The sequence below is a fragment of the Bacillus sp. B15-48 genome (genome assembly GCF_016879755.1).
Classification (GTDB): Bacteria; Bacillota; Bacilli; order Bacillales; family Cytobacillaceae; genus Mesobacillus_B.
Genome location: NZ_WOFU01000007.1, coordinates 15,927 through 29,882, shown reverse-complemented (window position 1 = coordinate 29,882; position 13,956 = coordinate 15,927). Strand labels below are relative to the sequence as shown.

The 13,956-nt window shown below is 36.9% G+C and carries 11 protein-coding genes, 1 pseudogene and 1 other annotated feature; of the genes and pseudogenes, 8 read left to right on the top strand and 4 right to left on the bottom strand.

The features are described from left to right. Positions 1-862 precede the first annotated feature (862 nt). The 5 genes and pseudogenes from GNT69_RS19315 to GNT69_RS19295 all read left to right on the top strand — a co-directional run bounded on the left by GNT69_RS19315 (position 863) and on the right by GNT69_RS19295 (position 4,877). Positions 863-2,344, top strand: coding sequence for an MDR family MFS transporter (locus GNT69_RS19315; protein WP_203556635.1), 1,482 nt, complete (start codon positions 863-865; stop codon positions 2,342-2,344). 380 nt (positions 2,345-2,724) lie between these two features. After that, positions 2,725-2,907: a hypothetical protein gene (locus GNT69_RS26090; RefSeq protein WP_203556634.1), complete on the top strand. Its 183-nt coding sequence runs from the start codon at positions 2,725-2,727 to the stop codon at positions 2,905-2,907. Between the two features lie 26 nt (positions 2,908-2,933). Then, a pseudogene (locus GNT69_RS26085) lies at positions 2,934-3,290 on the top strand (heavy metal translocating P-type ATPase); the annotation flags it as partial. A 102-nt stretch (positions 3,291-3,392) separates the two neighbouring features. Continuing rightward, positions 3,393-4,094 carry a Crp/Fnr family transcriptional regulator gene (locus GNT69_RS19300; protein ID WP_203556632.1) on the top strand — a complete coding sequence of 234 codons (702 nt, stop codon included), beginning with the start codon at positions 3,393-3,395 and terminating at the stop codon, positions 4,092-4,094. A gap of 114 nt (positions 4,095-4,208) precedes the next feature. Next, positions 4,209-4,877, top strand: a complete 669-nt coding sequence (locus tag GNT69_RS19295; RefSeq protein WP_203556631.1) for a hypothetical protein — start codon at positions 4,209-4,211, stop codon at positions 4,875-4,877. A gap of 146 nt (positions 4,878-5,023) precedes the next feature. Here the strand turns inward: GNT69_RS19295 and GNT69_RS19290 are convergent, their stop codons facing one another. After that, positions 5,024-6,190, bottom strand: coding sequence for a pyridoxal-phosphate-dependent aminotransferase family protein (locus tag GNT69_RS19290; RefSeq protein ID WP_203556630.1), 1,167 nt, complete (start codon positions 6,188-6,190; stop codon positions 5,024-5,026). A 647-nt stretch (positions 6,191-6,837) separates the two neighbouring features. On the opposite strand from GNT69_RS19290, the gene glmS reads away from it, so the two are divergent. Both glmS and GNT69_RS19280 read left to right on the top strand, forming a co-directional pair. Continuing rightward, positions 6,838-8,640, top strand: a complete 1,803-nt coding sequence (glmS, locus tag GNT69_RS19285) for a glutamine--fructose-6-phosphate transaminase (isomerizing) (RefSeq protein ID WP_203556629.1) — start codon at positions 6,838-6,840, stop codon at positions 8,638-8,640. 244 nt (positions 8,641-8,884) lie between these two features. Next, positions 8,885-9,313 carry a stage III sporulation protein AH gene (locus tag GNT69_RS19280; protein WP_203556628.1) on the top strand — a complete coding sequence of 143 codons (429 nt, stop codon included), beginning with the start codon at positions 8,885-8,887 and terminating at the stop codon, positions 9,311-9,313. A 163-nt stretch (positions 9,314-9,476) separates the two neighbouring features. Here GNT69_RS19280 and GNT69_RS19275 read toward each other — a convergent pair whose 3' ends face one another. Together GNT69_RS19275 and GNT69_RS19270 are read right to left on the bottom strand one after the other, a co-directional pair. After that, positions 9,477-9,662: an aspartyl-phosphate phosphatase Spo0E family protein gene (locus tag GNT69_RS19275; protein ID WP_203556627.1), complete on the bottom strand. Its 186-nt coding sequence runs from the start codon at positions 9,660-9,662 to the stop codon at positions 9,477-9,479. A gap of 693 nt (positions 9,663-10,355) precedes the next feature. After that, entirely contained in the window at positions 10,356-10,532 is a 177-nt protein-coding gene (locus tag GNT69_RS19270; protein WP_203556626.1) for a hypothetical protein, read from the bottom strand. Between the two features lie 381 nt (positions 10,533-10,913). Beyond that, positions 10,914-11,166, top strand: a binding site (T-box leader). 72 nt (positions 11,167-11,238) lie between these two features. Between GNT69_RS19270 and GNT69_RS19265 the strand changes: the two genes are divergently transcribed. Then, complete coding sequence (locus GNT69_RS19265) at positions 11,239-12,063, top strand: ATP-grasp domain-containing protein (protein ID WP_203556625.1); 825 nt, start codon at positions 11,239-11,241, stop codon at positions 12,061-12,063. Between the two features lie 414 nt (positions 12,064-12,477). On the opposite strand, the gene GNT69_RS19260 is transcribed toward GNT69_RS19265, so the two are convergent. Further along, a complete protein-coding gene (locus GNT69_RS19260) occupies positions 12,478-13,824 on the bottom strand; it encodes a TrkH family potassium uptake protein (RefSeq protein ID WP_203556624.1) in 1,347 nt (448 codons plus the stop codon). Positions 13,825-13,956: the final 132 nt, after the last annotated feature.

Genomic DNA, 13,956 nt, shown 5'->3' with positions numbered 1-13,956 from the left:
GCATCGTATTCTGTGATTGAGGTATTCCGAAAGCCGCTAGTCTTCGGACAACTTCGCGCTCTTTTCTCAGGTATCTGTCCGAAGGCAGCTAGTCTTCGGACAACTTCACGCTCTTTTCTCAGGTATCTGTCCGAAAGTCGGTAGTCTTCGGACAGATTTGCGCTCTTTTCTCAAGGTTCTGTCCGAAAGCCGCTAGTCTTCGGACAACTTCACGCTCTTTTCTCAGGTATCTGTCCGAAGGCCGCTAGTCTTCGGACAACTTCACGCTCTTTTCTCAGGTATCTGTCCGAAAGTCGGTAGTCTTCGGACAACTTCGCGCTCTTTTCCCAGGAATCTGTCCGAAAGTGGCTAGTCTTCGGACAGATTTGCGCTCTTTTCTCAAGGTTCTGTCCGAAAGCCGCTAGTCTTCGGGCAGATTTGCGCTCTTTCCACAGGTATCTGTCCGAAAGCCTCCCAGCATTCAAACTCCACCTCATCTTAAAACTTCTTTAAGTGAATGTTTAATTATTTGATAAATTCGTTTATTATTTTGTTCACCCCCTTTGTAGTATGGAGGATTAGTGTGTACAAATTATAGGTTCCGAATAGAGCAGAGATGGATGTATGTTCATCTGCACAATTACACCTATCCAAGTGAAAAATACTGACAATCACATAGGAAGAAGTTATAATCAAAAATAGTCTATCTCTGAAGGTGGTTATTTGGATCACATACATTATTAACGAGCCTTTTAAAATAGGATTGTCTCGCATTTCCGTTAATTTATTCTGAATATTGCAAATGTAAGGGGCGATATGATGAGTTATTAACAAACGTTACTAATTAAAACTTCACAAAAATACTAAGTGAGGAGTCTTACATATGGAAGACGATGATCAATTAAAATATGAATTTCTCGCAGATGATCCTAAATTTAAGGTCATGCCGATTATGCTTTCATTAATTATCGGAGCATTTTTTGCGATTTTAAACGAAACTTTGCTAAACATTGCTTTGACGACCTTAATGGAGGAATTTTCGGTTCCGCTCCCAACGGTTCAGTGGATGGCGACGGGATTTATGTTGATTATGGGAATTATAATCCCAGCATCAGCGCTGATGATGCAATGGTTTACGACAAGACAATTGTTTTTAGGAACAATGATCACATTTACAATCGGAACAACGATTTGTGCTGTTGCGCCAACGTTTCCGATTTTATTAGCTGGCAGGCTGATTCAAGCTGCGGGTACTGGTTTATTAATGCCCATTGTTTTTAATGTCTTTCTACTCATCTTTCCTCCTCATCGCCGGGGAAAAGTAATGGGATTGGTTGGACTTGTGATTATGTTCGCTCCTGCTATTGGCCCGACGCTTTCCGGGGTTATTGTCCAGTATTTAGGGTGGCGTTTTTTATTTATTGGAGTCATTCCATTTTCATTATTTTCGATTCTTTTTGCCTATAAATATTTAAAAAATGTATCGGAAATTACGAAACCAAAAGTCGATGTGTTGTCGCTAGTCTATTCGACGATCGGTTTTGGTGCCCTTGTTTATGGATTTAGTTCGGCTGGTGAAGAGGCTACAGGTTTTCTAAGTCCAAATGTATATGGGTTTATCCTTTTAGGCGTAGTTGGGATTTTTCTTTTTGCTGTAAGGCAATTTAAACTTGAGGAGCCAGTCATGGATTTACGAGTTTTCAAATATCCGATGTACACACATGGGATTCTAATGTTTTTAATTATCATCATGATGATGTTTTCATCAGAAATTATCTTACCTGTTTTTATGCAAGGGCCAATGGGGTTGTTGGCTGCAACAGCGGGACTACTTCTCTTACCAGGGAGCATTTTAAATGGCTTAATGTCACCAGTGATGGGTCATTTATTTGATAAACTAGGTCCAAGAATCTTGATGATTCCGGCAACCATTGTGTTAAGTGGAACGATGTTTATGATGAGCCGCCTAGATGCCAATACTGAAACATGGGTGATTATTGTTGGTTATATTTTAATTATGCTAACGGTTTCGGCGATCATGATGCCAGCAGAAACAAATGGATTAAATCAGTTGCCGAAACATTTGTATCCTCATGGAACATCAGTGATGACAACTTTGCAGCCTGTTGCTGGTGCGATTGGTGTTTCAGTGTTTATTAGTATTTTGAATGCAAGAACTGAACATTATTTAAATCAATCAACTTCTCCTCATGATCCAGCAACGATTAATCAAGCAATGATTGCCGGCGTCGAGCTCGTTTATCTAATTTCGTTTGCGATTTCGATTTTAGCAGTTATTTTAGCCTTTTTTGTTTATCGTGCAGTGCCTAAAGTTGAGTTAAAAAAAGGCTCTAGCGTTTCCTAGCAGCCTTGAATAAGGCGTCGTATTTGCTATTGTTTTACTTAAAACAACTTTTACATTTATTACGACAAATTTTTGGGGAGAGCTTAACTGTCTCTCCTTTTTTATTTGCTGTTAAAAGGCCATTGAAAACTTGATGGGCATCAATTCTTTTCTCCGGTTGACATCTTATGATTAAACTATAAACAAAGAGAGTTCAATGGTAAGGGGGAGAAAAAATGATAGCAATACAGATAAACGAGTACAGAAAGAACTACGATTCCCGGAGTATAAATATTGGCAAACTTGTTTAAAAACTTTTCCGTTTTTGTCTTAGACTCTGAAAAGGTAAGCCTGAGGTAACCGATATCCATTCGTTTAACGGTATCGATTCAGAAAAATTATTGGAGTTAGTCGCCCAAGCGGAAACGATTTCAGAGCATCATTTAGGGCAAACGATTGTCAAAGAAGGGGAAGCAAGAAATATGGCGCTAGATTCCGAGGTAACAGCTGGTGAAGTCATTAAAGGGAATGGTATTGTCGCGACAGTCGCAGGCTATAAACTAGCAATTGGAACCGTAAACTAATGAGTGCTGAAAAGATCCAGATTCCAGATGATGCAGCTGCGATTGTCACGGCAGATATCGGTTTAACGATGGGAGAAGGCGGAACAGATGTGTCGATGGAAACGGCTGATGTCGTGTTAATGGCTGATAAGCTGATGCAGCTTTCCCATGCTTATTCCTTATCAAAAGTAACGATTCGCAATATGAAACAAAACACTATTTTTGCGGTAGCCGTAGTATTCGTGCTCTTATACGGAGTATTGAATGGAACGGTTCATTTAGCATCGGGAATGTTTATTCACGAGGCAAGCGTGTTGCTGGTCATTTTAAATGCAATGAGATTAATCCGATTCAACCATAAGCGTAAAAAACCGGACGGAAATTTAGTGAGTGTTCACGCGTAAAGCGCTGTCTATGTTAAGCTTATAATATAGTTGACAATAGGTTAAGGCGAGCCTCTTCTGAACGAGAGAGGTTCGTTCAAATTTGTCGTAAGAAGGTGAAAAATGGATACAAATTGTGGACATCATCAAAGTGGTTCTGATGCCGATCATTCGAAAGCTTGTGTAGCCTTAGTTCCGATTTTTAACCATCTAGAAGCGGAACAAATGGCAGAAATAATGGAAACAGTAAATCCTATTTCTTATAAACGGGGAGAAATTATTTACCATGCCGGTGATGAATCAGATTCCCTCTATATTGTAAATAAGGGGAAAATTAGAATCTATCGTTTATCAGAATCTGGGAAGGAACAGTTAGTACGGATTTTGAGCCCCGGTGAATTCACAGGTGAACTTGCTTTATTTAAGGAAACAATTCATGAATCTTACGCCGAAGCAATGATTGATACGAGTGTTTGTTTAATTCGGCGCTCAGATTTACAAGAATTTTTATTAAAATACCCCTCGATTTCCTTAAAAATTTTAACCGAATTCTCCAATCGCTTAGAACAGTCAGAAAAGCAGACAACACGGTTTGCTACGGAAAAGGTAGAAACCCGGATTGCGCTATTTTTAGCTGAGTGTGTTGATGGTGAAATGAATGAATTTGTCTTGCCGATGAGTAAAAAAGATTTAGCTTCCTATTTAGGGACGACGCCAGAAACCGTCAGTCGTAAATTAACTGAGTTAGAAGAAATGGGCTATATTAAGCAGAAACCGAAAAAGACAATCGAGATTCTTGATATCGATGGATTACTTCTCATTTAATAAAAGTAGACATGAACCTAGTTTAAAGGGGGCATGTCTATTTTTTATTCATGAATTAGGGATGATTAGCAAAGAATGAAAAGGAAGAAGGTGGAGACAAGAAGGAGAGAGCCGATGGATACAATTTTGTCCTTTACATATAGTTTTGCATATTTAGTCTTGATTGTTTGGGGGATTTTCTTAGCAAAGAATTATGGTTGGCTGACTAGTGCCAATGTGATTATGCTTGTGAACGCTGCTTTGTTTTATGATAACTTCATTCTGGCGATTGGAAAATTTATCGGGGAAGGAAATACCCTTGAAAATCTTAATTATCCTCGCTACTTGCTTCACGCTGTTTTTACACCAATTTTAATTATCTTTGCATGGGATAGTTTAAAGCGTGCTGATATTCAATGGGTACAGAAAAAATCGTCACGGTACATTGCTCTCCTTCTTTACGTCGGATTGGTTGTTTATTCATTCTTCACCATTGTTTGGAATCTCGAGCTAAAGGCTAAGTGGGAGTATGGAATATTGAGTTATGAAAAAGTGGGGAAACATGGTGGGTTGATGATTTTCATTATAACAGCATCCTTAATCATTGCCTCGATTTTTATTTGGCGAAGGCAAAAATGGCCATGGCTATTTTTCGGGAATATAGTAATGGTTATTGGTGCTATATTAATGTCAAAGGTTAAGAGTGGGGCTGTTATGAATGGGTTTGAACTCATCCTAATGATTTCAATTACAGCGACGAAACATTTCCAAGATTATTGTAATCATCGCAATAAAGAGAAATGACAGCAAAAAAATGATCGGCCTTAATTTATATTGGGATAAATATGGAAAACATTGATCAACTCAATTTTACCAAAAGCAGCCATGTACCAAACGACAGTTTTCAGAGGTACATGGCATATAATCCATACATAAACGTTTAGTGGTTTCTACACTCGAGCAGCCATTTCTAAACGAAATTGTTCAACGGCATTTGTAATATTGACCGCTTGACCTTGTTCATTCATTGTTTCGCCGATTAAAACAATCGCCTTCTCAAGCATTTCTGCTGTCGTATTTCCCATATGGCCAATTCGGAAGGCTTTTCCCGCTAAATGGGCAAGCGCCCCAGCGACAATCAGCCCTTTTTTAGCTAGTGACGCGCGGAAGGAAGCATCTTTGATTCCTTCTGGATAAAGAATGCAGCTAAGTGTTGCCGCAGCAGCTTCTTCACTGGCTAAAGCCTTCATTCCATAAATCGAAAGCGCTGAACGAACAGCCTTCCCATATGCTTCATGCCGCTTAAAGCGGTTTTCCATTCCTTCGTCTAAAACTAACCGCATTCCTTCATTATAAGCATAGATAAGGTTTACTGGAGGAGTCGCGAAATATTTTTGTGGGTCGTGCATGATTGGAAGCCAATTATAAATATCACTATAATAGCCTGGGACGCTCGGTAATTTTTCACGAGCTGCAAGCGCTGTTTGATTAAATGCGACAATCGCTAACCCAGGTGGTACACCAATTGCTTTTTGCGAGCCGGTTAAGACCACATCTATTTTCGCATCGGGAGCTCCATATGATTTACTCATATCTTCCTCCATAGCAGCGGTTGCACAAACGCCATCAAGAATAACGAGTGCGCCATGTTTTTTTATGATTGGGACAAGAGCATCTAAATCAGCTGCAACACCTGTTGAAGTATCGGCATGTGTAATTGTAACCGCTTTAAATTGACCGTTCGCAAGTTTTTGCTCAACCTCGTTTGGGTCGACCTGTTTTCCCCATTCAGAATGGATGACATCGACGTTGATACCAAAAGCTTGGCCTAATTTAATAAAACGATCTCCGAAGAAACCTTGGCTAATGACTAAGATTTTTTCTCCGGCGGCTACAGTATTGATGAGGGCCATTTCCATTGCTAGTGTTCCTGACCCTGAAATAACAAACACTTCCCCGTCTGTTTTTAGCATTTCTCTTGTTTTTGCAATGGCATCCCGGTAGACAGCTGCAAACCTTGCGTCTGTGTGGCTGCGCGTCTCTTGAGCTAAAGCATCGTAAATGGAATCGACTACTGGTGTTGGTCCAGGAATAAGTAGCATTTCTTCATTTGGCAAGTTTTTCATCTCCCTATTTTTACTACAGTAAGAAAGTAAATGGATTCTAACTGTGTCCACAATATTAATTTTACAGGATAAAACTACCTATACACGTCGTAATTATTACTTTTTTACAAAATATCAACAATTCAAAGGGATTTATATAAATTAACGTGCAGAAGGGAATTAAAAAGCCCCAAATAAGACCTATTTAATAAATACAAGTGGCACAGTCATCGACCAAAGCATATGGTATGAATATAGGGGGGATTTTTCTCAGGCAAAGATGCTCCTTATATTTTCAATTGACGGATAGTTTAATCTCATGTATGATTATCCTGTTTTTGTAAGAACAATGATTATAAGGAAAGGAGAGCAGGAAAAAGAGATTTGCAACTTAAAGCGCCAGGACTAATTCTGATCGAGAAAAGAATTAGTTGACGAGGTGGAGGTTTATCGAAAGTTTCGGCGGATGCCTCCCGGTTGAAGAGCACAGCCGCAATCCCATCTTTAAAACATTAAGGTAACTTAATGGACAAAGAGAAGGGAATGCTATTAATATGCTTGGTTGAATGAAAAAGACAACCACTACTTTTACAGAGATAAGGGGGCAAAGAAGCCCCCAAGGCTTCTTGCCCTCTATCGCTAAAGGAGGAAAAGAAGTTATGTGCGGGATCGTAGGATATATAGGATACAATGATTCGAAAGAAATTTTATTAAAAGGTCTTGAGAAACTAGAATATCGTGGTTATGACTCGGCTGGAATCGCCGTTATTAATGAACAAGGGGTTCAAATCTTTAAAGAAAAAGGGAGAATTGCGGATTTACGTGAAGCAGTAGACCCAACAGTTGAAGCTTTTGCAGGGATAGGCCATACACGTTGGGCCACACATGGGGTGCCAAGTAAGACTAATTCTCATCCGCATCAAAGTAATTCTGGAAGATTTACGCTTGTTCATAACGGTGTTATTGAAAATTACGATATTCTAAAGCGCGAGTATTTGCAAAACGTCCCTTTAAAAAGTGAAACAGATACAGAAGTCATTGTTCAGATTGTTGAATTATTTGTAAATAATGGTTTATCTGTCGCTGAAGCGTTCCGCAAAACGCTGACACTTTTACATGGTTCCTATGCGCTCGCTCTTATTGATGAACAAGATAAAGAAACACTCTTTGTAGCTAAAAATAAAAGCCCGCTACTCGTTGGGCTCGGGCTTGGATTTAATGTTGTAGCAAGCGATGCGATGGCGATGCTCCAAGTAACGGATAAATTTGTTGAGTTAATGGATGGAGAAATGGTGATCATCGAAAAAGAGGGTGTAACGATTCAAAATCTTATCGGCGAAACGATTATTCGTGAGCCCTATACAGCTGAGCTAGATGCAGGTGATATCGAAAAAGGTACCTACCCGCATTATATGCTAAAGGAAATTGATGAACAGCCAGTTGTCATCCGCAAAATTATTCAAAACTACCAAGATGGAAATGGGCCACTCGAGATTGACCGTGATATTGTCACTGCAATGAATGCTGCGGATCGTATTTATATTATTGCGGCTGGAACATCCTATCATGCTGGTCTAGTCGGAAAGCAATTTATCGAAAAGCTTGCTAAAATTCCAGTAGAAGTGCATATTTCTAGTGAATTTGGCTATAACATCCCACTTTTATCGGAAAAACCGCTCTTTATTTTTATCTCTCAAAGTGGAGAAACAGCGGATAGCCGTCAAGTTCTTGTGAAAGTGAAGGAAATGGGCCATGAGGCGATAACAATCACAAATGTACCAGGTTCCACTTTATCACGAGAGGCGGATTATACTTTGCTTCTTCATGCCGGTCCAGAAATTGCGGTAGCATCTACAAAGGCGTACACTGCCCAAATTGCTGTGTTAGCAATTCTTGCTGAAGTGACAGCAAAGAGTAGTGGACAAAAAGTAGACTTTGATTTAGTAAAAGAATTGGGTATTATTGCCAATGCCATGGAGGTTCTTTGTGATTCTAAAGAACAATTTGAAATGATTGCTAGTGAATACTTGGCGACAACTAGAAATTGTTTTTTCATCGGCCGTGGAATTGACTATTACGTCGGACTTGAAGGAGCTTTGAAGTTAAAGGAAATCTCCTATATTCAAGCCGAAGGATTTGCTGGCGGCGAATTGAAACACGGAACAATTGCACTAATTGAAGAAGGCACTCCAGTCGTTGCTCTCGCTACACAGAAATTTGTTAACTTAAGCATTCGTGGAAATGTAAAAGAAGTCGCCTCTCGTGGGGCAAACCCATGTATTATTTCTATGGAAGGCTTAAATACAGAAGACGATCGTTTGGTCATTCCAGAAGTACACGAATTATTAACACCTCTTATCTCTGTCATCCCAATGCAGTTGATTTCCTATTATGCGGCACTGCACCGCAACTGTGACGTCGATAAGCCAAGAAATTTGGCCAAGTCAGTAACAGTTGAATAGCAATTGTCGACGTTAACATAAATTTGATCACTTGGAATAAAATTCGATTATTTAAAATAAAGATTGATTAAAAGTCCTGTGTTAATTTTTTAATGCAGGATTTTTTCCTATTCCACAATCGGGCCATATTCTTGAAAAACATTCAATAAAGAATTGGATATTTACGCTAAAATTGAGATTGTGAAGGTTTCTACTTACACTAACTGGCAGGATGATTGAAGAATTGTGATAAGGAGGAATTAATATGCTAATGATAACGGAAAATGTTAAGGGCAAACGCTATAAACAATTAATAGACATATTATCAAAGCATTGTAATCGTTTTGCTTTTGTTGAGAATAGACAGATGATGGAGATTGAAGAAGAGCGTCTTGCCTATATTGATAATTTGATAGTCGATATAAAAGTACATTTAATCGAAAGGAAAATTCAACGAAAATGGGAAACCACAAAACTTTCTGGGGATACAGCATATGTTTTTTATTTTCAGTTGAATAATGCTACAAGGCAGTTTTTAAAAGAATATAGCAATTCCCTTTTTGATTGGATTAGCCCAGAACTACCAGAAGACTTAATGTTTTATCAAAATGATAAATGTATATTGGCTGGATGTTCACACGAGGGGTTTTTTATGGTTGATGAAACCTTATGGAACAGTTTCTTATTAAGCTAACGGTAGCAGTCATGATCATTATCTTGATTTTCAGTAATCGGGCGCAATTCTTGTATAAAGGATTGTGTCTTTTTTAGTTCTCATAGTGAATTTAATAAGGAATCTAATTGTTTTGTAATACTTAATTGACCTAAAACTGTGAAGGAGTGCCAAAAAAGAGGTTTCATAGAATAATAGGTAATTTCGATTTGATTTTTTGATGTTCATTCAATAAAACATCTAACTCTTGACTACATTTAATCGTATCTGGATGGGTAAATCCATTTGATGTTGCTAGATCAATCATACAAGTTCTTAATACATCAATTTTATCTTCCAGTTCTTTGAGGGATAAAACTTTCGTTTTCATAATTTAACTCCTATTAAGCTGTAATAACAATTCAAAAACACAGGCAGTAGGTTCTATTGTAAATGGGTATTTATAAAATAATAAGAGTTTCGACAATTAATCTATTGATTCGACAAAAGTACAAGTAAAAGTATGATTTAAAAATAAAGATAAGTGAAGAGGTGTATTTAATATAGGGAGAAAGTTACTGTACAGTACGAACATAATATGCAGTAAAAGCGACTCTTCTTGTTCAATTATCGTGCGCAAGAATTGAACAATGATGTTTAAAGTAATAAAATCCTAATTTCTCAGTGTTGTAAACACGAAATTAGGATTTTGATATGTGGATTTGGATTCCCTTAACATTGTAACATTGCATTTTCCTGACCGTACCTCAAGAAAAAGTTGAAGCATGATATAAATTAACATATTCAATATTTAATTAGTGCAAAAAGGTTTTCACCTACAACTTCTTCAAAGATAAAAAAGTAGGTAAAAACCTTTTGCTGTCTCAATAAAGGACATGACTGTAAGAAATCAAGTAAAACAAACCATAGAAGAAGGTATCCCTTCTTTTTGTGGAAGAAATATAGGGACCACTCTGCTGAAAGGTGTCTAGGAGGGTGGTTCTGTTTTTCTTGCACATTATTAAGATGCACAAGAGCCTTACCTTTATACACTATTAGCGAAAAAAATATGTATTGCTGAAGATTACAATCCCACGCTCTTTTCCATTGCTTCTTCCCAACTTGGAAAATAATACAGTGCATTTTTCATTAACTCTGGATTTGACTTCTTTACCTGTTTCTTCCGAAGTGGCTGCCCTTCTTTTTGTACTAATTCAGTGATTTGATTCACGACTTCTTCAACACTCATATTGACTTCCATTTTCTTCCTCCTTTAAGCTTTTCAGTTATATATTTTCCCAATTGATAAAAAGTAATACAATTTTGCTTCAGCTAAATAATTCGTTACTTAAATAACAATAAATACTGTAAGAAAGGAAAATATATGTATATACAGTTATTTGTATAAAACAAATAAGGGTATTGATTTATTCCAGAATCGGGCGCATTTCTAGAGCAAGAAATGTGTTCTTTTTAATGAATCGGGCCAGATTGTGAAGCAAAACTTTTAAAGGGAATTGGATATTTAAATTAAAGTGTAGAAGCAAATAATTGTATAAAGAAATACAATTAACTTCCTTAAATAATCATTTGTTTTATTTTCTGATTAATATATAATAATGTCTAATTAATCTAGTTGTATTTAAATTCTATGAAGAGAAAGAGTACGTTATTGTTTCTGTTCCAAAGAGAACTGGTGCGTTGCTGAAAGCCAGTGTTCAGATAATAACCGAAAATCATCTCTGAGAAGTAAAGCCGAATGTTTAGTAAGCTTTATCGGTTTCCACCGTTACAAGGGACAACGTATGATTGTACGTTTGTAAAGGGTAATAAAGTGTTATTCAAACATTTTATTAAACAAGAGTGGTACCGCGAGTTTCAATCTCGTCTCTTACTGAGACGGGATTTTTTGTTTTTTTAGGATGTTTTTTTACAATAAAAATTTAAGAAAAGCAGGTGAAGGCGTAATGAAGACACTACTATTTGTAACAGATTTATATTATGAAGCAAAAGGAAGAAACTATTATGAAGAGGATTTATTTCTTACTTCTAAACTTAGAGAAGCCTTTAATTTGGTCATCTGTCATCCTGAAGATATCGAAGCATTTGAAGATCATGCTGATTTAATTGTTTTCCGAAATGCAGGTCCAGTTGCAAATTTTAAAGACAAATATGAAGCGTTCCGCAACCGAATTGTTTCTAAACATTTAAACACATATAATTCGTTTGATGGGAAGGCTGATATGAACGGAAAAGAATATTTAATAGAACTAACAAATGCTCATTTTCCTGTTATTCCAACGATTGATACGCTTGATTCCCTAAATAAACTTCCTAGTGTGAACACGTATATCGTAAAGCCTAAAGATGGAGCAGATTCTATCGGGATGGAATTTGTTACGAAAGATGAATTAAGTGAAAAAGTTAATTCAGAATCGAAAAATACATTGGTACAACCGTTTATCAATTTTCAATATGAAGTCTCATTTTATTTTATCGACAAAGAATTTCAGTATGCTCTTTATGCACCGGATAAAGATAAAAGATGGGAATTGAAAGAGTATGTACCTACGGAAGAAGATTTAGCTTTTGCTAAACGTTTCATCGACTGGAATAATCTTAACTGGGGGATTCAACGAGTTGATGCCTGTCGAAGCGAACAAGGGGAGCTTTTATTAGTCGAATTAGAAGATTTAAATCCCTATCTTTCCTTATTAGAATTATCTGAAGAGACACGTCAGAACTTTGTAGAAGCAATGAAAAAATCATTGCAAAAGGCTCTTCAAATTTAAATTTTTACTGTCCTTATAGAACTATACTAGCTAATATAAGCAGCTTAGTTATTCCATTATAGGGCGCGATTGTTCAATAAAACTCAGATTTTCTAACGACTTTATTGTTATATTTTTTAGGATAGTGAAGTATCTTAAATCAAAAATTAAACAACTATATTTTTAACCCCGTCCTAAATTAGAACGGGGTTATACTTGTTTGAGCTTTTAAAATTAAATAACTTTATTGTCATTTCACAAATACTGAAATATGTCCATCTGTTTCCATGACCGCGTACTCTACTTCATCAAAGGTTCTTTGGATCTTTTGAAAAAAACAAAAACCATACAGCGTGATTTTGTTCATTTGATGCTGCACGACGAAATCTATCGATAAAGCGCTGGCTTTTAAAATAATTAGCCAGAGTGTCTAATTTACCCAGTATACACCTCATCATCTGGGTAGCGGACAAGTGCTTTCTTCGGTTTCGAAAGAATGAACCCAAGTGTAAGCGGACCAATACGCCCAATAAACATCATGACAATAATGAATTGTTTGCCAAAAGTTGATAATTCCCCAGTGAGTCCCATAGATAACCCAACGGTTCCAAAGGCTGAAACTACTTCAAATACAATCATTAAAAATGGTGCATCCTCGGTTATTGTGAGCAGGAATAATATTAGAAAAATAAATAGGTTACTGACAACAGTAATTGCTAATACCCTTATGATTGTTCTAGAAGGGATTGTTCGTCTAAACACAATGGTTTCGCTTTTTCCTTTTAAAAAAGTAATCGTTGCTAAAAGCAAAACAATAAAGGTTGTCAACTTAATTCCACTTCCAGTTGATGCACTACCCGCCCCGATAAACATAAGTAATAGGATGAGGACGATGGAAGCTGTTGTCATATCACCAACCTCAATTGTATTAAAACCTGCTGTCCTAGGGGTAACTGCTTGAAAATATGCTCCCCATAACTTATCAGATAACGGCATAGCTCCTAATGTAGCAGGATTTGCATATTCCAATATAAAAATAACGATTAGCGAAATAGCGTTGGTTATGATAGTCCCTATAATCATCAACTTAGAATGAATAGATAACTTTTGAAAGCTTCTTTTATACCAGACATCAGCTAAGACTGTAAAACCAATTCCACCTGTAATAAATAGTCCCGTAATCACTAAGTTAATAACCGGATCACCGACGTAAGCCGATAAACTATCAGACCATAAGGAAAACCCAGCATTGTTGAAGGCGGATATTGTATGAAATAAGCTTTGATATAGCCCTTCTTTCCACCCAAATTCGGGTACCCATCTAAATGAAAGGATGGCAAAAGCGAATGTTTCTAATATAATCGTAAAAGTAAATAATATCTTAACTAATCGAACCAATCCACCAAGTGAGGTTTGATTAAAAGCCTCTTGAATGAGAATTCGCTGTTGTAAACCAATCTTTTTACCAAGCATCATCACAATTAATACAGCAAAGGTCATCAAACCTAAACCACCTAGTTGGATTAAAATCATAATAACGACTTGTCCAAACACGGTATAATCTGTACCCGTATCTACAACAACTAGACCTGTAACTGTAATGGCTGATGTCGCAGTAAAAAGTGCATCAATCCATTTGATATAGGTTGTTGAAGCAATCGGTAATTTTAATAAAGCTGTTCCTAATAAAATAAAGGTCAAAAAACTTAAAGCCAGGATTTGTGGTGGACTTAAGTAAATAATTTTTCCTTTTATTATATGAGAGGGGATTAATTTTGACATGACGTATTACATCCACTCATCTTCAAATGTTTTAATTCATTTTTATGACCAATTATTATTAATACATCATCTTTAAGAATGATATCACTACGTAATGGCGAAATATTAACATCTTCTCTCCTTTTTATCCCA

Excerpts from the sequence above, each read along its gene's own strand:
- GNT69_RS19315 (WP_203556635.1), top strand. The coding sequence starts at position 863 with ATGGAAGACGATGATCAATTAAAATATGAATTTCTCGCAGATGATCCT.
- GNT69_RS19300 (WP_203556632.1), top strand. The coding sequence starts at position 3,393 with ATGGATACAAATTGTGGACATCATCAAAGTGGTTCTGATGCCGATCAT.
- GNT69_RS19295 (WP_203556631.1), top strand. The coding sequence starts at position 4,209 with ATGGATACAATTTTGTCCTTTACATATAGTTTTGCATATTTAGTCTTG.
- glmS (WP_203556629.1), top strand. The coding sequence starts at position 6,838 with ATGTGCGGGATCGTAGGATATATAGGATACAATGATTCGAAAGAAATT.
- GNT69_RS19280 (WP_203556628.1), top strand. The coding sequence starts at position 8,885 with ATGCTAATGATAACGGAAAATGTTAAGGGCAAACGCTATAAACAATTA.
- GNT69_RS19275 (WP_203556627.1), bottom strand. The coding sequence starts at position 9,662 with ATGAAAACGAAAGTTTTATCCCTCAAAGAACTGGAAGATAAAATTGAT.
- GNT69_RS19270 (WP_203556626.1), bottom strand. The coding sequence starts at position 10,532 with ATGGAAGTCAATATGAGTGTTGAAGAAGTCGTGAATCAAATCACTGAA.
- GNT69_RS19265 (WP_203556625.1), top strand. The coding sequence starts at position 11,239 with ATGAAGACACTACTATTTGTAACAGATTTATATTATGAAGCAAAAGGA.
- GNT69_RS19260 (WP_203556624.1), bottom strand. The coding sequence starts at position 13,824 with ATGTCAAAATTAATCCCCTCTCATATAATAAAAGGAAAAATTATTTAC.